This window comes from Novipirellula artificiosorum (genome assembly GCF_007860135.1).
Classification (GTDB): domain Bacteria; phylum Planctomycetota; class Planctomycetia; order Pirellulales; family Pirellulaceae; genus Novipirellula_A; species Novipirellula_A artificiosorum.
On sequence record NZ_SJPV01000001.1, the window covers coordinates 1,130,755 to 1,153,565 of the forward strand.

17 protein-coding genes are annotated in these 22,811 nt (G+C 55.3%); 9 read left to right on the forward strand and 8 right to left on the reverse strand.

The genetic code is table 11. From position 1 onward, the window contains the following. Positions 1–33: 33 nt before the first annotated feature. A complete protein-coding gene (locus tag Poly41_RS03965) occupies positions 34–450 on the reverse strand; it encodes a DUF2780 domain-containing protein (protein WP_146524576.1) in 417 nt (138 codons plus the stop codon). 685 nt (positions 451–1,135) lie between these two features. Here Poly41_RS03965 and Poly41_RS03970 point away from each other — a divergent pair. Both Poly41_RS03970 and Poly41_RS03975 read left to right on the forward strand, forming a co-directional pair. Further along, positions 1,136–4,198 carry a vitamin B12-dependent ribonucleotide reductase gene (locus Poly41_RS03970; protein ID WP_146524577.1) on the forward strand — a complete coding sequence of 1,021 codons (3,063 nt, stop codon included), beginning with the start codon at positions 1,136–1,138 and terminating at the stop codon, positions 4,196–4,198. 259 nt (positions 4,199–4,457) lie between these two features. Next, positions 4,458–6,638, forward strand: coding sequence for a WD40 repeat domain-containing serine/threonine protein kinase (locus tag Poly41_RS03975; RefSeq protein WP_146524578.1), 2,181 nt, complete (start codon positions 4,458–4,460; stop codon positions 6,636–6,638). On the opposite strand, the gene Poly41_RS03980 is transcribed toward Poly41_RS03975, so the two are convergent. The 7 genes from Poly41_RS03980 to Poly41_RS04010 form a co-directional block, all read right to left on the reverse strand. Then, positions 6,631–7,545: a glycosyl transferase family 90 gene (locus Poly41_RS03980; RefSeq protein WP_146524579.1), complete on the reverse strand. Its 915-nt coding sequence runs from the start codon at positions 7,543–7,545 to the stop codon at positions 6,631–6,633. The two genes, Poly41_RS03975 and Poly41_RS03980, sit on opposite strands and share 8 nt — an antisense overlap. Further along, positions 7,545–8,438: a sulfotransferase gene (locus Poly41_RS03985; protein ID WP_146524580.1), complete on the reverse strand. Its 894-nt coding sequence runs from the start codon at positions 8,436–8,438 to the stop codon at positions 7,545–7,547. The genes Poly41_RS03980 and Poly41_RS03985 overlap by 1 nt, the downstream gene beginning before the upstream one ends. A gap of 11 nt (positions 8,439–8,449) precedes the next feature. Further along, on the reverse strand, positions 8,450–9,631 hold the full coding sequence (locus Poly41_RS03990) for a glycosyltransferase family 4 protein (protein WP_146524581.1): 1,182 nt from the start codon (positions 9,629–9,631) through the stop codon (positions 8,450–8,452). A 23-nt stretch (positions 9,632–9,654) separates the two neighbouring features. Beyond that, on the reverse strand, positions 9,655–10,050 hold the full coding sequence (locus Poly41_RS03995) for a fascin domain-containing protein (RefSeq protein WP_146524582.1): 396 nt from the start codon (positions 10,048–10,050) through the stop codon (positions 9,655–9,657). Between the two features lie 406 nt (positions 10,051–10,456). Beyond that, complete coding sequence (gene cysK, locus Poly41_RS04000) at positions 10,457–11,398, reverse strand: cysteine synthase A (RefSeq protein WP_146524583.1); 942 nt, start codon at positions 11,396–11,398, stop codon at positions 10,457–10,459. A 119-nt stretch (positions 11,399–11,517) separates the two neighbouring features. After that, entirely contained in the window at positions 11,518–12,528 is a 1,011-nt protein-coding gene (locus tag Poly41_RS04005) for a 2-oxoacid:ferredoxin oxidoreductase subunit beta (protein WP_146524584.1), read from the reverse strand. A 143-nt stretch (positions 12,529–12,671) separates the two neighbouring features. Continuing rightward, entirely contained in the window at positions 12,672–14,594 is a 1,923-nt protein-coding gene (locus Poly41_RS04010; RefSeq protein ID WP_146524585.1) for a 2-oxoacid:acceptor oxidoreductase subunit alpha, read from the reverse strand. A gap of 417 nt (positions 14,595–15,011) precedes the next feature. Here Poly41_RS04010 and rpsB point away from each other — a divergent pair, with 417 nt between their 5' ends. The 7 genes from rpsB to Poly41_RS04045 all read left to right on the forward strand — a co-directional run bounded on the left by rpsB (position 15,012) and on the right by Poly41_RS04045 (position 22,801). Beyond that, positions 15,012–15,833 carry a 30S ribosomal protein S2 gene (gene rpsB, locus Poly41_RS04015; RefSeq protein WP_231615379.1) on the forward strand — a complete coding sequence of 274 codons (822 nt, stop codon included), beginning with the start codon at positions 15,012–15,014 and terminating at the stop codon, positions 15,831–15,833. Positions 15,834–16,095: 262 nt separating this feature from the next. Next, positions 16,096–17,085 (forward strand): translation elongation factor Ts, encoded by a 990-nt coding sequence (gene tsf / locus Poly41_RS04020; RefSeq protein WP_146524586.1) that lies wholly within the window; start codon positions 16,096–16,098, stop codon positions 17,083–17,085. 143 nt (positions 17,086–17,228) lie between these two features. Continuing rightward, a complete protein-coding gene (gene pyrH / locus Poly41_RS04025; RefSeq protein ID WP_146524587.1) occupies positions 17,229–17,996 on the forward strand; it encodes a UMP kinase in 768 nt (255 codons plus the stop codon). A gap of 138 nt (positions 17,997–18,134) precedes the next feature. Then, positions 18,135–18,695 carry a ribosome recycling factor gene (gene frr, locus Poly41_RS04030; RefSeq protein WP_146524588.1) on the forward strand — a complete coding sequence of 187 codons (561 nt, stop codon included), beginning with the start codon at positions 18,135–18,137 and terminating at the stop codon, positions 18,693–18,695. 265 nt (positions 18,696–18,960) lie between these two features. Next, positions 18,961–20,568 (forward strand): hypothetical protein, encoded by a 1,608-nt coding sequence (locus Poly41_RS04035; RefSeq protein ID WP_146524589.1) that lies wholly within the window; start codon positions 18,961–18,963, stop codon positions 20,566–20,568. A gap of 177 nt (positions 20,569–20,745) precedes the next feature. Continuing rightward, a complete protein-coding gene (locus Poly41_RS04040; protein WP_146524590.1) occupies positions 20,746–21,900 on the forward strand; it encodes a hypothetical protein in 1,155 nt (384 codons plus the stop codon). Then, on the forward strand, positions 21,890–22,801 hold the full coding sequence (locus Poly41_RS04045; protein ID WP_390621405.1) for an NAD(P)-dependent oxidoreductase: 912 nt from the start codon (positions 21,890–21,892) through the stop codon (positions 22,799–22,801). The genes Poly41_RS04040 and Poly41_RS04045 overlap by 11 nt, the downstream gene beginning before the upstream one ends. Positions 22,802–22,811 lie beyond the last annotated feature (10 nt).

Here is a 22,811-nt window from a genome sequence, read left to right on the forward strand (position 1 = left end):
AAGAGGCCGCGACGTCACCTGAACGCCGCTGCATCAATTTAGCAAGTTTTTCAGCATCGGTGCTTTTGCCAAGATTTGATTTAGCACATCGTCGCCGAGCTTGTCTTTCAGATACTCGATGACGGTGTTTGCGAATCCGCCCATCTGATCCGCACTCAATCCGGCTGATTTGAGCGTTGCGTCAAGCTCCATTGCCTCGCCCGCTGAACTGCCAAACACCTTGGACGCCATCCCCGACAGCGCGCCCATCACGCCCGCGTCGGACTCGTTCGCCTTCTCCGTAGCAGCGGCAGCGGCGTTCTCGGCTCCTGGGATCGCCCCCGAAATTTTCTCAAACAAGTCGCCACCGACTTTGTTTTTTAGCATCGCCATTGCTTGGCCGGTGGCCGCATTGGCGGTATCCGCGTCGATTCCCAATTGTGCGCTCAGTTTTTGAATCAAATCATCCATCGGAAGTAACCCCAGTGAAAAAAATTTGTGGAGAGAAGGAGAGTAAAGGAGACAGGTCGCAGAAACACTTCTTAGCCGCGTCTGTTCAGAATCAAAGGCGTGATCGGAAGGCAGAATCCGCATCCGGATCCGATGCAAAGGACCTGTGTTGCCTAGATTGCCAAAGTGGCTACGTGACTGGGATATTTTTCCAGATTCCGACAAGTTTTCCACAGAACACATTCCGATGCCATCAAAACTCACTAACTCTTCATCTGTCAACGAGTTATGTCGAGTTGGTGCAAACCATGGTCTGTAGATGGTCATCAAAACGAACGATGTAACTACTGCGAATGCAATGACTTAGCTGGTCTGCAAAATTCAGGTTTGACACAGCCACGCGAAGCCCTAAGATTCCCTCCGTTGTCCACATGTAGTGTGCTCGAGAGCTATTCGGCACTACTGGTAGTGATGGCATTGGCGATTAGGGAAACCCTGCGCTCTGGGTCGTGAGAACGGATTCGTCCAAAGATTCACCCCGAACATCAGAGCCAAGCCGATCCACCGCAGCCGAATGTGGTGAACAAACGTTATTTCTTCTGTTACGATTTTTTGGTGAGTATCCGGCGCTTCGCGAGGAATGCGAGCGAGAGTCTTGGCGCCCGGTACCTGCCCACGGACGAACCCCATTAGGAGTCTTAGAGGTATGGCCACGGTACTGTCTGCACAATCCCACGAAAGTTCCACTTCCGAAACCGATCCGGGGCTCGAGCGAGTCAACGAGCAGCACGGCGTCGAGTACGCGAAGTCAAAGTACGGCAATAAGCTGCGAGGCACTCGCAGCGGACTGAAGATCAGCACCACCTTCTGTCCCGATAACGGCGAAACCCCGTTTGCGACGACCCAATGGGAGATGCGAAGCGCGACGATCAAGGACGAGAGTGGTAGGGCTTTGTTCGAACAAGGCGAATGCGAAGTCCCCAAGGGTTGGAGTCAATTGGCGACCAATGTGGTCGTCTCGAAGTACTTTTACGGCGATCCCAAGAACCCACGTGAACGTGAACGAAGTGTGCGTCAGTTGATTCACCGCGTCACTCGCACGATTACCGATTGGGGATTGGCCGACGGTTATTTTGACACCCCCGAGGATGGCGAGCGGTTCTATCGCGATTTGTCATGGTTGTGCTTGCATCAGCACGGTGCGTTCAACAGCCCCGTATGGTTCAACGTAGGGCTGCATGCTCAGTACGGCGTGGTGGGCGACAAATGCAATTGGCATTGGAACGAAGCGACAAGCGATACGGCCCAGCCAGAGAACCCCTACGAATACCCGCAAGGTTCTGCCTGTTTCATCCAATCGGTCGATGACAACATGGAAGACATCATGCGGTTGGCTTGCAGCGAAGCGATGCTGTTTAAGTTTGGTAGCGGAACGGGAACGGATTTGTCGACGATCCGTTCACAACGTGAAAAATTGTCAGGCGGCGGAACCCCGTCGGGTCCGCTTTCGTTCATGCGTGTCTACGATTCGATCGCGGGCGTGGTCAAGAGTGGTGGCAAGACGCGGCGTGCGGCAAAGATGCAATCCTTGAAGGTATGGCATCCCGATGTGCTCGAGTTCATCGAGTGCAAATGGAACGAAGAGAAAAAGGCGCATGCACTGATTCGTGAAGGATACGAGTCCAACTTTAATGGGGAAGCGTATGGCAGCGTTTGTTTCCAGAACGCCAATTTGTCGGTTCGTGTGACCGACGATTTCATGGAAACGGTTCGTGACAACAAACGATTCAAGACGCGTTGGATTGATGCGAAATCGGCCGGCGAAGCTCCCGAGTATGATGCTCGCGAGTTGCTGAACAAGATGGCCGAGTGTGCATGGCATTGTGGCGATCCAGGGGTTCAATACGACACGACGATCAATCGATGGCACACCTGCCCCAACAGCGGCGCGATCAACGCCAGCAACCCCTGTAGCGAGTACATGTTCCTCGACGATACGGCTTGCAACTTGGCATCGATCAATTTGATGAAGTTCGTCGGTCGCGACGGCAAGATCCATGTCGACCGATTCCGCGCAGCGTCACGGCTGTTCTTTATCGCCCAAGAGATTCTGGTGGATCACGCCAGCTACCCGACCGAGCCGATCGCTCGCAATAGCCATAAATTCCGTCCCCTTGGACTCGGCTATTCGAACCTGGGCAGCGTGATGATGACTGCCGGGATGGCTTACGATTCGGACGCGGCTCGAGGGATGTGCGGCTCGTTGACTGCACTACTTCATGGCGAAGCCAATCGCACGAGTGCTGAATTGGCCAGCGTTGTGGGGCCCTTCGACGGGTACAGCGAAAACGAAGTGCCGATGTTGGGTGTTATGCAAATGCACCGCGAGGCTTGCGAGCAAATCCATGACGATGGACCGGCAGAGTTGAAACAGGCGTCTCGTGAGCTTTGGGACGAAGTCCTTAAGATCGGCGAGAAGTACGGATTCCGTAATGCCCAGGCGACCGTGTTGGCGCCAACGGGAACGATCAGCTTCATGATGGATTGCGATACCACGGGCATTGAGCCGGATATCGCGCTGGTCAAGTACAAGCAACTTGCTGGCGGCGGGATGTTGAAAATCGTCAACCGGACGGTCAACCTGGGATTGCAGAAACTTGGCTATGACGAGGCTCAAGTCGAGGGGATCTTGAGCTTTATCGATGAGCATGACACGATCGAAGGGGCTCCTGATTTGGACCCCGAGCACTTGAAGGTGTTTGATTGTGCGTTCAAGCCTGCAAGTGGCGTTCGCAGTATCGCTTGGCAGGCTCATGTGTCGATGATGGCCGCTGCTCAACCCTTCTTGTCTGGGGCGATCAGCAAGACCGTCAACATGCCCAACGACGTCACACCGAAGGACATTGCGGATGCCTATTATTGGGGTTGGGAACTCGGTTTGAAGGCGATCGCGATCTACCGCGATGGCAGCAAGCAGTCGCAACCGCTCAATACGAAAAAGGGTGAAAAAGCCGAAGCGGCTGGAATTAGCGATGGCAAGGTCAAGGTGGTCGAAAAGGTCGTTTACAAGCCACGCCGCGAACGATTACCGGACACCCGCCAAAGTTTGACTCACAAGTTCAGCATTTCGGGTCACGAAGGTTATCTGTGTGTGGGGCTTTACCCAGACGGACGGCCCGGAGAAATCTTCATCACGATGGCCAAAGAGGGTTCGACCATCGGTGGGATCATGGATAGCTTCGGCACGGCGCTTTCGATCGCCCTTCAATACGGCGTTCCGCTCGAGGTGCTTGTCAACAAGTTCAGTCACACCCGGTTCGAGCCGATGGGAATGACTAGCAACAAGGACATTCGGATTGCCAAGAGTGTCGTCGACTACATTGCTCGATGGTTGGGTTTGACGTTCATGAGCGGAAATGGTGATTATTCGCCATCGGCCGCCATGGGAGACAAAACGAATAGTGGGAATGGTCCCGTGGTCGGTTCGACCAATCGCGTGATTGAGGAATTGAAGGAAGACGCCGGGGCCGCCGTGGCCATCGCCGAGCGGGCCACCTTCTTGGCCAGTTTGCCGGATTCGTACCAGGGGAACGGAAATGGGTTTAGCCATGGACACAACAGCGAAGATAGCTCGGTGACCTCCCAAGGTGACCAATTCGCTCGGTTCCAAATGGATGCACCGCCGTGCGACAATTGTGGAACGATCACCGTGCGAAATGGCAACTGCTATCTCTGTCACAATTGCGGCAATAGCATGGGATGCAGCTAACGGTTTTCTGATCCCCATCCACCATGCGGTGTCCCACCGCAGATCCACACGACAAAGTCACCGATCCCTTTCGGTGGCTTTGTTTCGTTTCCGGCGGGGCGGGATCAGGTTAACAGCGACGGCCGATGGGTTCGAGCGGCGTTCTGAGAAAATCGCCCACACCGGAGTCGCGAAAACGCCTATGATGGGAGGATTCTTTTCGACTTCTGTTTATTGATCCGGGGGGGCGGTTTCCGCCCCCCGTGAGCCATCGACTGCCATGACAAGCCAAAACGATCAAGATCCCTCTGTTCAGGGCTCCGAGCGCGCGGATTCCGATACGACTCACGCGGTCAAGCAAGAGGGTCTTGTTGGCACCGACCGATCGAACTCGCGTCAATGGGAGCCTCTGAAGGTTGGTGAGGTCCTTGGCCGATACGAAATCATCGAGCGTCTCGATGGCGGCGGGATGGGAGTGGTTTATCGTGCCCGACATACGGCTCTCGGAAAATTCGTTGCGCTCAAAGTCGTTTCGACAAGGAACCAAGCCTCTCCACAAGGCATGGATCGTTTTTTTCGTGAAATGCAGGCGGTCGGTCGACTCGATCCGCACCCAAACGTTCTCAACGCCTATGACGCGGGCGATGAGGCTGGCATTCAGTACATTGCAACGGAATTGATCGACGGCATCCAACTTGCAAATTTGATCAGTCGAACAGGCCCCTTATCGGTATCCGAAGCGTGCAAGATTGTGGCGCAAGCCGCGCTGGGGCTGGACCACCTGCGCAAACACAATCTCGTTCATCGAGATGTGAAACCAAGTAACTTGATGCTGACCCGCGACGGGATGGTCAAAGTCGTGGACATGGGACTCGCTTTGTTGCGTGACGAGCAAGCCGAACAACTCACGCTCGCTGGCGAAACGATGGGGTCCATCGACTACATGGCACCGGAACAATGGCGGGATTGCCACGCCGTTGATTATCGTAGCGACGTCTACAGCCTTGGGTGTACGTTCTATTGTTTGCTTGCGGGGCACGCACCTTTCCGCGATCACCCCAAGGGTTCGGTTTCGAGAATGCGTGCTCATCTGCAAAGTGATTTTCCCGACATTCGCAAGACGCGCGGCGATGTTCCTGGTGACGCCATTGAATTGCTTGCGGCGATGGTCGTCAAAGATCCCAGTCAGCGTTTGAGTGATCTTGTCTCGCTTTCCAAGAAACTCAACGTCATTGCCTCGGGGGACCTTCGCGGGTTGGTTCAACGTTGCTTCCTTCAGGATCCCTCGCCACCGTCGCGTGTGCCGTCGCCCAAGCCCCTTTCGATGCTGTCTGCGGCGAGCATGAATGCGCCGACGCGCGCCGAGTCTGAGGGGAAAATCCCTGCAAACTCGGGGAAATCAAAAGCAGCCCTGTTCCGACGAAACGGGAGGATCGGCTTGGCGATAGTCTGCTTGATTGGGGTCGTGGGATTTGGCGTTTCTCGCTTGGGGGACGACGTTGAATCGCAATCGAAACTGCCGCTGGCGGCACAGGACGATTCGCCCAAGTTGCTCGACGCGAACGCCTCGATGAAATTGTTGAGTGAGCCGATTGCTGTTTGCATTGGCCATCAAACGAAAGTCACGGATGTCGTGTTTCTCGATTCGGAGAACCGGGTCGCCTCGATTTCGGATGACGGTGTGCTTTGCCTGTTTGACTTGAACCGTCCCTCCCAACCGCTGCAAGCGATCAAGGTCGCCGAACGTGCCGCGACCGCGATAGCCTATGACCTCGCTACCCATACTTTGGCGATTGTGTCCGAAGATGGTTTGTTGCAAATTCGTTCTGCTCAAGATGGAGCCTTGCTTCAGAAAGAGTCGCTCGGTATTGGATTTACGGGCATGGCGTTTGTTCCCGGAAAAGATACCATTCTGACAAGCGATTGGAACGGAGAGATCAGACGCTTCGATCTATCGGAAAATCCTGTCAAAAATAGCCTGATCTTCAGCCGTGGCGACCCGCTTTTTGACGTGGAAGTGGCAGCAACGGGTACGTTCATGGCTTGGGCTGGCCGCGAACCGATCGTGTCCCTTTTTGATGTGGGCCAACAGACCGCAATGGATTTGCTCGGACATAAGCAGTGGGTCTACGAGGTGGCGATTTCGCCTGACGGTGAATTCCTTGCGAGTGCAGGGCATGAGGGCATCGTGCGAATATGGCAACTTCCAAGTGGCAAGCCGCTCACGCCGATTGAACACGTTGTCCCGCAAACGATCTGTTTTTTTCCGGACAGTCATCGATTGGCGGTGGGAGGTCGCGATTCGGTCGTCCAAGTTTGGGACGTTCGATCCCACCAACGGATCCAAAGAATTGCAGTGGGCAATCCGGTCAACGCCCTTGCTCTCTCCGCGAATTCAAAACGGATGGCGACCGCTGCCGACGAGGGCATGCTGAAAGTTTGGAATCTGTCACTCAAGTAGTTGTTGCATCTCGAGAAGACTCCGACGGCAACGCGCGCGGCTCCGAAACCCGCTTGTGGATGTAACTCCAAATCGCCGTGGGCGTGCAGTATTTCGCAAAAAATTGTTTTGCCGAGCGACCGATTGCAACCGCTTCGTCACGATGTTCTGCGACCCATTGGATCTTCACGGACAAGTCGGAATAGTCGTCTTGAATGCCAACGTAATGAATCCCAGCTTGGGGACGATGCTCTAAACAGGTTGTCCAAAGATCAGGGCTAATCACGCAGACGCCGAGCGCGAACATCTGCTGAACCGTGCGATCAAGGATGTGCGGATGCGATCCCGGAATGTGAACCACCACAAGGCTATCGAGGCAATCACGAAAATACATCTGCTGGGCAATGAAGCCCGTTTGCAGTTTCCCGATGGTCATGGGATCGTCGCAGTGTTTTTGCAGCAACTCCATCGCTCGTGTTCGACGTTGCACCAGATTGGGCAATCGATTATTTAAATCCGAATGGCGATAGACAATCGATTCACCTGACGCGGTGTAGCTTGGCAATGCCTTCGCTCGCGTGTAATCAGCCCAATCCAAGAAACTCCATGGCGGAAAGGAGCCCAGATTGGGGTAGGGTACGAACGCGGGTGTATGGTGAAATCGAAGCCAATGCTTGAATGCGGCGGACGCCGTGTCGACGAGCAGAAAGTCGGAATAGTCGATCACAACGACCTCGTCATCCACCCGTATCTCAAAGGCGCTCCACCCTCGGCGGACCAAGTGCTTGCTGTACTCAAGCTTGATGACCCCGTTCATCCCTTCCAAGGTTCCGCGTACGTACTTCCAATAGCCAACGAATCGACCGTCTTCAAAAATGCGGTCGTACGGCAAAACCACCTGCTGCGGTAGATGATTCTCGATTCCCATTAGACCGCTCCTTCGCTGCTGATCGAATGTTGGTCTTGACGAAGCCGTAGTTCCAGGTAACGGATCCTATCGGCCCTTGTGTTTCGGTACTCGGCGGCACTGCGATGCAGTTCTGCGTTCTTGACCCATTGGTTGTCGTAGAAAATCGATTGGTGTTGTCCTAAGTATTTTCCGTCCAAATACTCACTTTCTTGTTGAAAGAAGGCGACGTTGCCGGTTTGCTGAGCATAGATCGCGTTATTGCCACCGATCGTACAAGTGTCCCCATGCCAAAGTCGGTTTCGAAAGGCTCTGTCGAACGGAAGAGCCAGTTCGTCGCAGAGCCGCTCCATCGTCGCATCGGTTGCCGTGGCAAGCTCGCGATACGTTACCGTTGCAACACGGTCCTGAGAAATTCGCGAGCATAATGTCTGTTGCACTTCGGTCGTCGCTGCATTCGCAAGAATACTGTCAATGCTCCCAAGCAGGTGTTCATAGAAACTCACCCACTCGTCAAACGCTTCGGTAACGGAACACTGATCGTGCCTGGCATACGAATGCGCAAATTCTTCGAGCGACTTACTGAGGACGACGAGGCAGATGCGGTACGGTTGCGGTGGAATCGGCATCAATCGAAAGCACTGACCCCAGTGCTTCGACGAATTCACGATGCAGTCCGTTTCCGGGTAAGCTTCAAACAAGCTTTCGTAAAACCGATCCGGGTTCGTCTTTGGCTGCAATTGACACTCCGAGATGGGGCACTGGCAACGGCTACACCAAGCATCGGTTGGCTTGCTAACCAGGTGCACCGCTTCGCCGAGACCACGCGTCCTTGGTTGGGAATCTAACAGACTGTTGAGCAGGCTGCTGCCGCTGTAAGAGGTTCCCAGGATATAGACCACGGTGGGTTGCATCAGGATCCCGTTCAAAGGGTCGTGGCAATCGAATGGCTATTCTTGGCGGAGCGTCGCAAGCGTTGCTTTCGCAGCGGTGAGACGATGGATTGCAGGTAATCAGTCCAACGGTTCGCCATCGCCTCGCTTGTAAAATGCTCCCTCGCAATGCTCTGGGCTCGTTCGGCCCGGTGTTGCCCGGCGTCCCCCTTGGCAACCCGCACTGCCTTTGCCAGGACGCTCGCGCTGGCATCAAGAGGGACTTGGACGGTCAGCTTTCCAAACCGCTTTTCCAACTCCGGCAAGGAGCCGACGGGTGTGGCCACCACGGGAACGCCTGCTAACCAAGCTTCGATCAAGCCGAGGCTAAACGCTTCGCGACAGCTTGCCAGCATGAAAACATCGAGACCGGCCAGAACGTCGCCGACTTGCTCGACCGACGAACGAAAGATAACGCGTCCCGGCGCGACTTGCCGCGCATGTTCGCGAAGGACGACCGTTGTGGTCTGATCACGCGGCGTGGGGCCACCGTAGTAGATTGCATAATGATTCTCAGGCAATCGGCTGACGGCGTCGACGGCGGCTTGTGGATTTTTTTCGGGGGAATGACGCCCAAGATAACCCACCGCCACGTCGTCCTCAGCGATCCCCCATTGAGCTCGGATCGGATCTCGACCTTGCATCGGCTGACAACGATTTAGATTGGCGCCGTTGTAAATCACCGTCACCTTTCGACCCGCAGCTTGGGACGAAAAGTGTGCCTTAGCCGCTTCGGAAACCGCAGCCAAATGGGTGGCCGATTGAAACCCGCCTCCGTTGGCCGCTGCGGGCTCTGTCGTATGAGACGTCTGGACGATTGGGATTTTGATGTCGGGGGCATACTTCTTCGGGTCGACGCCACCCCAAGCGACCAATATATCGGCCTCGCGGCAGGCAGCACGGATGGCATCGCCGAACTCGGCGTGGATCTGCTGAAAGTAGCGAGTTGCCAACCGATGCGCCCCAGGCTGCCGATTCCAGCCACCATGATTGGTATGCACCGGAACATGTTGCGCAAGTTGGCGACAGAGAAACGGATCCAAGCCCCCCCAGCCACTGACGACGGCTCCTGTCCATCGCAGCCGTCTCCGATCGACCGAAGATGCAAGCGAGGCGACCCACATTTCGGCTCCACCCATCGTTAGATTGGGAGTCAACAAGGCGGCTTTGAGCATGACGATTTCCAGGCAACCCAGCTTTAAAGCGATTTAATCGTGAAGGCTTCCCATGAGCTAACCACCGTGGCATGGCAATCAAGTTCCGCCCCACCGAGATTCTTTGCACGCCAAAAACGGCCGTCGCTGGTTTGAATCGCAACCTGGCCATTCGCAATGGCATTCTTTGTGAATTTTTCATGGTCACTGGCGATGGCGCGGTCTGCGGACAAAAGGCCGCCACCACCACCCCGGGCGCGAACGAATTGGCTCCCCGCAGGGTGGGATGCGAGCGTTTTCAGTGAAAACCGTCCATCAGGATACTCTTCGTACTCGAACATTTCCCAGGTACTAACCTCCTCTGCCACGGCGTCGAGCGTTCCATCTCGAGACGCACGAACGAAGTGATTTCCATCCGCACTCAAAATCGCAACTTGCATCTTTGACCTTTCTCCTGCATCGCCAACGTTTTTCCAGAGACCCTTCTTGTGGGTGGAATGTTACCCCGAATGCAAGCGGAAGTCCAGGAAAATAATCCCAACCCTTCGAGGCAAGTCTCCACCAAGCGGTCGTGCCGTTTTTATGATGGTTTTCCGTGCGAGCGAAGCAATGTCAGCTCCACCACGTTTGGTTGGGGGAATTCGAGCCCTAAGGCTTGCACCGGGGGCAGCAACCGATAGCCCTCTGCCGGCGATTTACCGCCGACCTCTCCCAAAGGAAAGGTGACGATCCGGGAACTCACCGATGAACAATCCCTTCAAGCCTGCACGACAGCGGCACGCTGTCGTGTTGGCAACGGCGCAGGCCTCATCGGCAATCCCGATGCAGAGAATGGAGGACGTTGGACTAGAGTCCCAGATCGCCAAACAAGGGAGTGCTGAGGTAGCGTTCCCCGAGACTGCACATGATGGTGACGATTCGTTTTCCCTTCATCTCCGGTCGGGCGGCAACTTGTGCCGCTGCCCACATGTTGGCTCCGCTGCTAATGCCAGCGACGATTCCTTCTTCCTTGGCGAGGCGACGGCCCCACTCAAAGGCATCCTCATCGTCGACTTTCACCACATCATCGATCAGTGACATGTCCAAGTTGCCCGGGATGAAGCCGGCGCCGATACCTTGAATGCGGTGCTTGCCTGGCACACCGCCACTGATCACGGGGGAATGGACTGGCTCGACCGCAATCACTTTGAAATCAGGGTTCTGCTTCCTGATGAAACGTGAGATTCCGGTGATCGTCCCACCGGTGCCAACGCCAGCCACGATTGCATCGATTTGCTGGCCGCTATCCATCCAAATCTCTGGCCCGGTGGTCGCTTCGTGGATCGCAGGATTCGCAGGGTTTTCAAACTGCTGAGGCATAAACGAATTCTCGTCTTCTCCGACCATGTCCGCCGCCTTGTTGATGGCCCCCTTCATCCCCTCGGCCGCTGGCGTCAAGACTAAGTTCGCGCCCATCGCCCGCAGTAACGCTCGCCGTTCGACCGACATCGATTCGGGCATCGTCAGCGTCAGCTTGTAGCCCTTGGCGGCACACACAAATGCCAACGCAATCCCCGTATTGCCGCTGGTGGGTTCGATGATGTGCGTGTTCGCCTTGATTCGGCCATCGCGTTCCCCCGCATCAATCATCGCGACACCGATACGGTCTTTCACACTGTTCAGGGGCTGAAAGAACTCGCACTTCGCGAATACCACGGCATTGCCACTTGGGACGAGTCGATTGATTTCAATCATCGGGGTATCGCCGATGGCTTTCGACACGTTCGAATAAATCTTTCCGCGGGGCATAAGATCAGTTTCCAGTTTTCAGTAGACAGATGTCAGTAACGTGCAGCTTCTCGTTGGCTTGACCAAGGAGATTGTTCTCCTTCCTTGCGTTCTGGCTGAGATCGGATCCCTCAACACCGTCACGCCACCTCCCACGTGTCTCCGCGGGTGAACAGTTCTTGCAGATCGCCGGGGCCCTTTGTTTCTTTCGCTCGTTGTACTTGCTCGTTGATCTGATCGTTGTAGGTCGCGACTCCCTCCACCGATCGTAGCACACCGATCGGTTCGGGCATTTCTGGGTACCGCATCCGTGCCAACATCATCTGGATTGCTGGATTCGGCTCCTTTTCGTCGTGGATCAACAAATCGTCAACCGCGACGTCCGCAACGTTCACGACCTCCAATCGGTTGCCGACCAACCTCACACCCTTGTCACTATTGGTGCCAAAGATCAGCGGCTTGCCGTGTTCGAGTTCAACCACATTCTCGGCACGTTGCTTTTTTTCCTGCGCATACGCCATGGCTCCGTCGTTGAACACGTTGCAGTTCTGGTAGACCTCGACCAACGACGTTCCCTTGTGCTCCGCCGCACGCTTGAGCATTTCGCCAAGGTGTTTGACATGAGCATCGATGCTGCGAGCGACAAAGGTACCCTCGGCTGCCAATGCGAGTGACAACGGGTTGAGGGGGTGATCGATCGATCCCATCGGCGTGCTCTTGGTGATCTGCCCCTCGCTGCTGGTTGGACTGTATTGGCCTTTGGTTAATCCGTAGATCCGGTTGTTGAACAAGACGATGTTGACATCGATATTACGGCGCAGGGCATGGATGAAATGGTTCCCGCCGATCGACAACGCATCGCCGTCACCGGTGATGACCCAGACCATCAAGTCGGGACGTGTTGATTTCAGTCCCGTTGCAAACGTCGGAGCGCGGCCGTGGATGCTGTGCATGCCGTAAGTGTTCATGTAATACGGGAACCGGCTGCTGCAACCGATCCCGCTGATGAACACAATCTTCTCGCGAGGAACCCCAAGATCGGGCAACACCTTCTTCATCTGTGCGAGGATCGAATAGTCACCGCATCCGGGGCACCAGCGAACATCTTGATCGGATGCGAAGTCAGCAGCTTTAAGAACAGGAAGAGTCATGGGGCAGAATTTTCTTTGCAGATGTCAGATGTCAGATGTCAGATGTCAGATGTCAGATGTCAGATGTCAGATGTCAGATGTCAGATGTCAGATGTCAGATGTCAGATGTCAGATGTCAGATGTCAGATGTCAGATGTCAGATGTCATCCCGCTCGACTTTGGACGGCAGCTTTTCCTTTTGAGGAAGCCTGGGGTGTGACGCGTGCTTCGATCGCGTCGACCAGTTCCGTCACCGCGAAGGGTTTGCCTTGGACTTTGTTCACCCCAACACAATCGACCAAGTACTTTGACCGCAGCAACATACGCAATTGCCCCATGTTCAATTCGGGCACGATGACCGTTTTGAACGACTGGAGTAAATCGCCGATGTTGTTGGGCATCGGGTGGATGTACCGCAAGTGCGCGTGAGAGACCTGATGTCCTGCATCGCGGCACCGTTTCACGGCGGTGTGACATGCCCCGTAGGTGCCCCCCCAAGAAACGACCAACACATCACCGCTGGTCTCTCCGAAAACATCTTGTTCTGGAATTCGCTCAGCAATCCGGTCGATCTTCGCGGCCCGCGTGTTGGTCATGTGTTGATGGTTCGCAGGATCATAGCTGACGTTGCCCGTCCCGTCTTGCTTTTCCAAACCACCGACACGGTGCATTAACCCGGGAGTACCGGGGATCGCCCACGGCCGTGCCAGAAATTCGTCACGGGCGTAGGGCAAAAAGGGTTCGTCCAAATCGGTTCCCGCCGGGTGATTGATGGTGATCTTGGGCATCGACCCCAGATCCGGAATGCGCCACGGTTCGCTACCGTTGGCGATGTAACCGTCGGACAACAACATCACCGGGCACATGCATTCGGTCGCAATCCGCCACGCTTCAATCGCAATGTCAAAGCAATCGGCGGGGGAGCGCGGGGCCAGGATGGGCAGGGGCGCTTCGCCGTTACGCCCAAACATGCACTGCAGCAGATCGCTTTGTTCGGTTTTGGTTGGCAAGCCGGTGCTCGGTCCACCGCGTTGGACGTTGATCACGATCATCGGCAATTCAAGGATCATCCCCAATCCCATGCCTTCGGCTTTCAGCGCGATGCCCGGCCCACTGCTGGCCGTTACCGCCATCGTGCCTCCAAATGCGGCGCCGATGGTCGCACAAACCGCCGCGATCTCGTCCTCGGCTTGCAGGGTTTTGACGCCGAAATTTTTGTATTTCGACAATTCGTGCAGAATGTCGCTGGCAGGCGTGATCGGGTAGGTTCCATAGAACAAATCCTTGCCGCTCAGATGAGCAGCGGTGACCAAGCCCCATGCCAAGGCTTGGTTGCCCATCATGTTACGATAGGTGCCCGATTCCAACGTGGCCGCCGCCTCGACTTGGAAACTCTCTCCAAACGCTTCGGTGGTTTCACCATAAGCCCAACCGGCTCTCAATGCGGCAACATTCGCCGCAGCAATATCGGGTTTTCGACCGAACTTGTCTTCGATGAAACGGAGGGTCGTATCGAGCGATCGGCCGAACAGCCAATACACCAATCCCATCGCGAAAAAGTTCTTGCAGCGATCGGCCACCTTTTGGCTCAGTCCATGCTCGGCGACCGCAGTACGCGTCAAGGTGGTCATGGGAACTTTAAAAATCCGGTAGGTTTCCTCGATCACGTTCGCTTCAAGCGGATCGGACTCCAACTTTGCCAGCTTGAATTCTTTCTCGTTGAAGCCATCGACGTTGGCGATCAGAATGCCGCCTTTCCGCAAGTCGCCCAAATTGGTGACCATTGCTGCGGGATTCATCACCACCAACGCATCAAGCTGGTCGCCCGGCGTGAAAATCTCTTCGCTGGCGAACTGCACTTGGAAGCCGCTGACGCCGGCTCGCGTCCCGCGAGGCGCACGGATCTCCGCAGGGAAATCGGGGAAGGTCGCCACATCGTTTCCCGCCAACGCGCTGGTGTTGGTCAACTGCGTGCCGAGTAATTGCATGCCGTCACCCGAGTCGCCGGCCAAACGAACGGTGATGCCCGAAACGGTTTTCACGTTCTTCGCGGTAGTCGGATTTGAGGAGTTCGGGTTCGACGTCATAGGTGTTATTTTGAGGGAAGTGCGACAATGCGCACCTCCACCGAGAGGGGTAAGGTGTTGGTTTATTACGACTGTATCGATCATTTCGGTCAGGAATGTTACCGAAATTCTATATTTTGGTGCTTCCAGCGTCAGGGGGAACCGCTAGGAATCGTGGAAATTCACCGAGAAAGCATCTCCGGCGAAGCGGGTGTCGAAGCCTTCCCTTGCCGAAATGGCTGCGGTCGGCTACCCTCCCCGACTTCACGGTCCGATTTGGCGGACCATTTTCCTCGCGCGTGCCACTGCACTTTGGGACGAAGGGCGATTTAGGGATCGGGTGTTCATCGGACAGCCATCCGCCCTGGTTTCGTTGGTGAATCCGGCGATTCTCGTAGCCCGCAGTTTTGGCAAGAAATCAAAAGGTTGAATCAAAGTATGACCACCACTCCTTCGAGCCCCATCGTTCAAGAAATGATCGAAGCGGGCGTCCATTTTGGCCACCGCACCAGTTTGTGGAACCCAAAGATGGCTCCGTACATCTTTGGCCGTAAAAGCCAAATTCACATCATGGACATCCGCGAAACCCTTCGTGGACTGCTTCGAGCCAAGAAATACCTCAGCCAAGTTGCCGCCGGTGGCAGCCTGATTCTGTTCGTCGGGACCAAGCGTCAGGCTGGCGAAGCGATGGAAGAGCAATCGCTGCGATGCGGGATGCCATTTGTGTCCGAGCGTTGGCTGGGTGGCACGTTGACCAATTTTCGTACGATTCGTAGCCGATTGGGCCGTTTGGAAGAGTTGGAAAGTCTCAAGGCGAGTGGCGAATGGGACAATTACAGCAAAAAAATGCAGTCCGCACTGAACCGCGAGTACCGCAAAATGTATCGTAACTTGAACGGACTTCGCACCATGAACCGGTTGCCCGAATGTTTGTTCATTGTCGACCCGGGTAAAGAGCGGAATGCGGTTCGGGAGGCCAAGCGATTGGGCATCACGACCGTCGCTTTGATCGATACCGACAGCGATCCTTCCTTGATTGACTTGCCGATTCCTGGCAACGATGACGGAATTCGCAGCATCGAGTTGATCATGAAGCAATTGGCCGATGCGGTGAATCAAGGCAAAGGCCAAGCTGCGATGGCTCAAGGCAAGTCCGCAGACGTTGAGCCTCAGGCCGCCGCGGCTGCTGCTCCGGAAGCGACCGCTGCAGTGGCAGCAAGCCAACCGGTGGCAGAGGAAACGCCTGCTGCCAGCGAATAGGTCAGCGAATCGACCGGCGTCACACCGGATGTGTCGTGGACGTCATTGCAAAGTTGGGGGGAAGACGCGAACCGCGTCGTCCTCCGCAATGTTGGTGATGACGATTTCCGCAAAGGCAGCGGCTCGCTGAGGTGTGAATTCCACGGCCGTCGAGGCCAGCGCCAACGCAAAAGTGACGGTCAGGTTGGTGCCTGACCCATCCCTTCATTACATTGTTCAGAATCTCAGAATCACTGTTTATTGTTTATAGGAAGACGAAAGAATGTCTATTTCAGCAAAAGACATCAGCAATTTAAGAAAAGCGACCGGCGCCGGCATCATGGATTGCAAGGCTGCCTTGAAGGAATCGGGTGGAGACCTCGATGGTGCGATGGATTATCTTCGCAAGAAAGGTCAAAAGGTGGCTGCAAAACGAGCGGATCGCGAAACCTCCGAGGGGGTCGTGGTCTCTATGGTCGACGAAGGGGGCAAAGAAGGAATCCTGTTGGCCATCGGTTGTGAAACCGATTTTGTTGCCAAGAACGAAGACTTTATCGCATTCGTCGATTCGATTGCGGCGGCGGCTGCGGAAAAGAACGCCAACAGCAAGGAGGAGGTCTTGGCCTTGCAATACGACGACGACATGACCGTCGGTGAGAAGTTGGTTTCTCAAACGGGCGTGATTGGCGAAAAAATTCAGATCGTTGGCTTCAAGCGAGTCAAAGGAGAAAATCTGGCGTCATACATTCATGCGGGCAGCAAGATCGGCGTGTTGGTTTCGTACACCGATGGGGGCAAGGCTGCCGAAGCGGCTCAGTTCTTCCGTAGTTTGGCGATGCATATCGCTGCGATGAACCCATCGATCCTAAGGCCCGAAGAGTTCGACGACGAGTTCGTCGTCAAGGAAGCCGAAGCACTTCGCGCTCAGATCATGACAGAGAATGAAACCAACGAGCGAGAAAATCTTGGCAAGCCGCAAAAGAATGTGCCGCAGTATGCCAGCAAGCGACAATTGACACCGGAGGTGATGAAGCAGGCCGAAGAAGCGATCAAGGCAGAGCTGAAGGCCGAGGGTAAGCCAGAGAAAATTTGGGACAAGATCATCCCAGGGAAATTGGAGCGATTCATCGCCGACAACACCTTGTTGGATCAAGAGCGTTGCTTGCTGAGCCAAGTCTACGCGTTGGATGACACCAAAACCGTTGAAGCGGCGATCGCAGACTTCCATCCGGAGTCCGGAGTGGTCGAGTTCACGCGGTTGTCGGTGGGTTAATCGATTCCTCGTAGCGTAGTCGTCCTCGCAGCGTAACAGCACAAACCTCGCCAGCGCCCTATCGGGCGCGGCGAGGTTTTTTTGTATAATCCCATGCCGAACGATTTTTCCTCTCTTTTTCATCTTGAAAGCGACTGCGACCGATGACGGATGCTCCATCTTCTGCTTCACCTCTTCGTTACAAACGCGTGATCTTGAAACTGAGCGGGGAGAGTTTGGCCGATGCCGGGGGACGCGGGATCAGTGCTCATGAAGCAGGCGAGATCGCCAGGCAAATCAAGCAGGCGCACGATACCGGTTGCGAGATTGCGATCGTCATTGGCGGTGGCAATATCCTCCGAGGAGCTCAGTTCTCAGGTAGCAATGCGTTAGTCCACGAAGCGACGGCCCACTACATGGGGATGCTTGCCACGACGATCAATTCGTTGGCGTTGCAAGATGCACTCGAAGCCCAAGGTTTGCAGACGCGGGTGATGTCGGCGATCCCGACCGAGAAAATTGCCGAAACGTTTATCCGCCGCCGAGCGCTTCGCCATTTAAGCAAGGGGCGAGTGATTGTTCTTGCGGCTGGCATTGGTAACCCCTTCGTGACGACCGACACCGCCGCGGCCCAACGAGCGCTTGAATTGGAGGCCGACGTGGTCCTGAAAGCCACTCGGGTGGACGGAGTCTACAGTGACGATCCCGAGAAAAATCCGCACGCGGTGCTGTACGAGTCGCTGACCTACCAACAAGTCGTCGAAAAGAAACTCAAAGTGATGGATGGCACCGCGATCGCATTGTGCAGCGAGCACAACAAGCCGATCTTGGTATTCAACTTTAAGCAAGACGGCAATATCGTCCGAGCCATTTCGGGGGAAACGATTGGGACCTGGATTGGGTCCGCCCCTTCGCCAAGTAATTGCGAGTAAGATAAGAGAATTCCGGTGAAGCTCCGTTGGGCTTCGCTGTGAACCGAGCTCCGTTGAGCTTCCCTGTGAACCGAAGCTCATTTGAGCTTCCCTGTGACCGATTTTTCACCTGACCAGATACTTTAAAAAGGATGCAAAATGTCCAGCGACGACGTGCTGATTGATGCGGAGGAACGAATGGAAAAGGCGATTTCCGTGCTTCTTCATAACCTATCGGGAATCCGAACCGGGCGAGCGAATCCGGGTTTAGTCGATTCTTTGAAGGTGGAAGTTTACGGATCGGCCACGCCATTAAAACAATTGGCATCGATCGGGACACCGGAGCCTCAGCAGATTGTGATCCGGCCTTATGACACGTCGACGATCAAAGAGATCGAGAAAGCGATTGTGGCCGGGGACCTTGGGTTGAACCCGCAAAACGATGGTCGCATCATTCGGCTCAATGTGCCGCCATTGTCGACCGATGTTCGCAAGAAGATGGTTTCGCGAATCAAAGAATTGGCCGAGGAAGCCAAGGTGTCGTTGCGAAACATTCGTCGTGATGCGAATAAAGCAATCGACGCTGCCGAAAAAGCGAAAGAGATTTCTGAAGACGATCGCGATTCGATGAAAGAAAACGTCCAAGAACTGACCAAGAAGTTCGAGACCAAGGCAAGCGAGTCGGCCAAAGCGAGGGAAGCTGAAGTGTTGGACGCTTAGCGCGATGATTCGCCGAGGGATCGATCACACTTCAGCGGATTTGAGTCTTCACCGGGTTTGAGGCGGCTCGCTTTTGCCTCGCTCGGTATGTCGACGGAGATCGGTGGAAGGTATGATGGAGGAACGGTTCTAGGATTCGTTCGGAATTCGCCTCGGTTGTAGCTTTTCGCCGCTTTGAGTGAGCGGACGGAGTGAAAGCTTCGCAACGGACGCGTTCTTTTCGCGAGTGAATTCGCATTCGCCTCCATCGTTTCGAGCGGACAAAATGGCTTCACTTTCGCTGCAGTGCCCGCAATGCAACCGACCGGTAACGGTCGATGCCGGTAGCGCTGGAACTCGGGTGAAGTGTCCCCACTGTGATAAGGCCTTTTTGGCACCGGGGCTGAGTGCGACGACTTCCGACGATGCGGACGATTGGCTGTCACTTGATAGCGATCCGATCCCATCGCGCCCCGTGGTCGCCAAACCGACGTCCCCTCCCGCTGTGCCAAAGCCAGCGGGCTCCAAACCGCGGCCGATTCATCCAAACCCCGCTCGTCCCGGTCCCAGTCGAGAGCCGAAAGCTGGCAAGCCGGCTTCACCCAGGCGGTCCTCGGAAACGGCTCCTCGTTTGACCGAGGCCGAAGAAGCGCTTTTGTCCCAGTATGCGGACGACGACTTTACCTCGCGGGTTGAATCGCCTCCAAAACCAGCATCGAAGTCACGTTCAGGACGCCCGCCCGATTTGTCAAAACCGGGCACAGGTTCGGATCCCTTCACTGCCGACTTGGGCGAGGATGCCTTCGGCGGGCTGGGCGAGATGGACTTGCAGGATTTGGCGGACTTACAGCAACCGCTTCCCGCCAAGGCGAAGCCGGTTGAACCGGAGTACGAGCAGGAGTATCGGCTGAAGTGCAACGTTTGTGATTCGCTGCTGTATGTCAAAGCCGAGCAAGCGGGCAGCACCATTAAGTGTCCGAATTGTTATTCGCCACTCAAGGTTCCGCCTGCTCCGAAGGTAAAGAAGAAGCAGAAACTCGAGTTGGACCAAGTCGAGACGTTTGCTTTTGAAAAGCAGGTTGAAGGGGAAAAGAAACGCGTTGATCCCTTCCGCAAATCAGCCGAACAGTTGCTTGAGGAAGCTGCACGTGAAGAGGTTGAAAGCCCACCCGACAACAGTGACGTGCCGAATTTGGTCGAATGGTTGAAGGGCGTCTTTGGGATTTTCCTAGACCCCGGTGTCTTAGTTCATTGGCTCGTGCTGTCCGTGTGTGCGTCGGTTCCTGCTGCGGTCGCGATATCAACGGGCAACAAGATCGCTGTCGTTGGCTTGTTTGTCGCTGGGTTCTTTCTTGGTGCGGTGGTGGTCAGTTGTGGGTTCGCGATTTTGCAATCGGTCGCCAACGACGAGAAGACGGTCAGCGATTGGCCGGTATTCGATTTCTTCGCCTGGATGGGGCCGCTGTTTGTTGCATTCTCGGCTGTCGGTTTTTCAATGGTGCCGGTGTGGTTTCTTAGCCAGTGGTTGCTGGGGCCGGGTTTGTTTGCGCTCGCATTAACGATGCTCTCTCTGTACACCCTGTTCCCGTTTGTGTTGTTGTCGATGTTGGACATGAATAGCCCGTTCACGCCCTTTTCCGCCGAAGTGGCGCGAAGTGTGACCAACAGCCACGAGGCCTGGGGGGGACTCTACTTTTCTGCCGGGTTGCTGTTTTTTGGACTGTTTTTGATCTACGCGGCGGGTTCAACGATGGCCGCCCCTGTCGCTGCCGTTTTGGCGATCTTTTCGACGATCGCGGTCGCGTTCATCTATTTCGCGATGATCGGCCGGTTGGCCTATTCCATCGGACAAGAAATCGCCGAACCCGAGTTCGAAAAAAAATCGGATAGCTAGTGCTTTGTGAGGGACTCCCTTTTCGATCAATCGGTTTCTCGCGATGCTTAGCGATCGACAGAGCGCCGGCGGGGGTGGTGGGCGGTGTGCCCGAACGAATTCGTGGCTCGATCCGTAGCAACAGAACGGGCGTAGTGGGTTGTCGTTTTTTGATCGCTCAGGTGAGGTGTGTTTTTGGTGACAACGGTGACCGATTCAGGCAGCGAACAACGGTATTTTCCGACCGAACTTCCCCCATGGTCCCTACCCATTGGACGTGTTTGGGGCCGCCTTTGGTGCGTTTCGTACACGCTGGTGATCACTTTGGCGATTCTTTGCGGCGTGGTCGCGATGAGTGCGGGCCGCGTTGGTAGTCAAGGCTTGGTGTTGGCATCGGCCGTGGCACTCGGTATCTGGTTTCTCGGTTTCTTGATTCAAGCCTTCGCCTATTCACTGGGACTCCCAGCCAATGATTCGTCGATCGGGTTTGGACTGGTCGGTGTTCAATGGCAGTCGGGCGTGATGACGTCGAAGCGAACGCTGCAGGCGACTATCCTGTCGATCTCGGTGATGGTCGCCGTCAGCAGTTCTTTGTTGCTGGCCTCCCGCTTTCTGTCGACGGCTGCTGCCGAGCTGGGGGGGGCCACGACCGCGATCCACCCCTTTTCTTTGCCCCGTTTTGATCTGATTTCGGTTGAATCGGTGACTCATTTGGCGGGTTGGCTTCTGTTGGTCCAATGCGTCGCCCAATTGTATCCGTTACCGTTTTCTCTTGGCCGCCACTTTGCTGCTGCGCTCGTGGTCGCTGCGGTGCCGACGCAATCTCGCATGAAGCACACCTTGATCCTGCATCGGGTGATGATTGTTCTCAGCATTGCGATGGCCATTTTTTCAGTTGGGGTGCTCCGCAACGAGAATGCGATGTGGATCCCCCGATGGCCGCTGCTGATGTTGTTGGCATTCACGCTGGCTCGCACCTCACGAATCGAACAGATCCAACAGCTTGTCGATTCGTTTGATCCGATCATCGCGGATGACGAGGATGACGAGATTGCCATGGGCTTTTGGGACGATTCAAGCGACCCTCGTACCGCCAAGCCGAAGCGAGAATCCCTACGCGAGTTTACGAAGTCATGGTTTGCTCGGCGTCGGCTTCGGCATAGGATGCAGCAGGAAAGAGTTGAAGCGATCGATGCGGCGAAGTTAGACGAAATCTTGGAACGACTCCATCATCAAGGTGCTGCGTCACTTAGCCGAGGTGACCGTGAAGTACTCAGACGTGTGAGCGAAAGCCTGCGACGAGAACGACAAAAAGATCGAATCATTCAAGGCGATGAAGATGATGCAGATTGAAGCGGGAACGACACGGATTGGATGGATTGGTACGGGGGTCATGGGGCAATCCATGTGCGGCCAGTTGATGGATCGTGGATTCGCGACAACCGTCTACAACCGCACTCGCAAGAAAGCCGATCCGTTGATCGATCGTGGTGCGGTATGGGCGGACTCTCCTCGATTGGTTGCCGAACAATCCGATGTGGTCTTTGCGATCGTTAGTTTCCCTCGGGATGTGCGACAAGTGTTCCTTTGCAAGAACAGTGGTGTCCTGGCAGGATGCCGCGATGGAAGCATCGTCGTCGATATGACCACCAGCGAACCGGCGCTGGCGATCGAACTCTACAACACGGCAAAGCAGGTGAATGTCCAATCGCTCGATGCGCCGGTTTCGGGAGGCGACGTCGGCGCTCGGGAGGGGACCCTATCGATCATGGTCGGCGGTGAGCGAGAAACGTTCGAAACGCTGATGCCTTGTTTCGAAGCGATGGGGAAGACCGTTGTGTACCAGGGTGACGCTGGTTCGGGCCAGCACACCAAGATGGTCAATCAAACGTTGATCGCCACAGGAATGATCGGCGTTTGCGAGGCGCTGCTTTATGCCCACAAAGCCGGATTGGATCTCGAAGCCGTTTTACGATCGGTCGGTTCGGGGGCGGCCGGCAGCTGGTCGCTTTCCAATCTCGGGCCACGGATCGTTGGCAATCATTTTGATCCAGGTTTTTTTGTGGAGCATTTTATCAAGGATATCGGAATTGCCTTGTCCGAGAGTCGCCGGATGGGGTTGTCGATGCCAGGTTTGTCGCTGGCGGACGCACTCTATCAATCGGTGAAGGCACATGGCGATGCCGACCGTGGCACCCATGCCTTGATGCTAGCGCTGGCAGAAATGTCTGCGGTCGATTGGCAAAATCGCTGAGTGCAAAGGG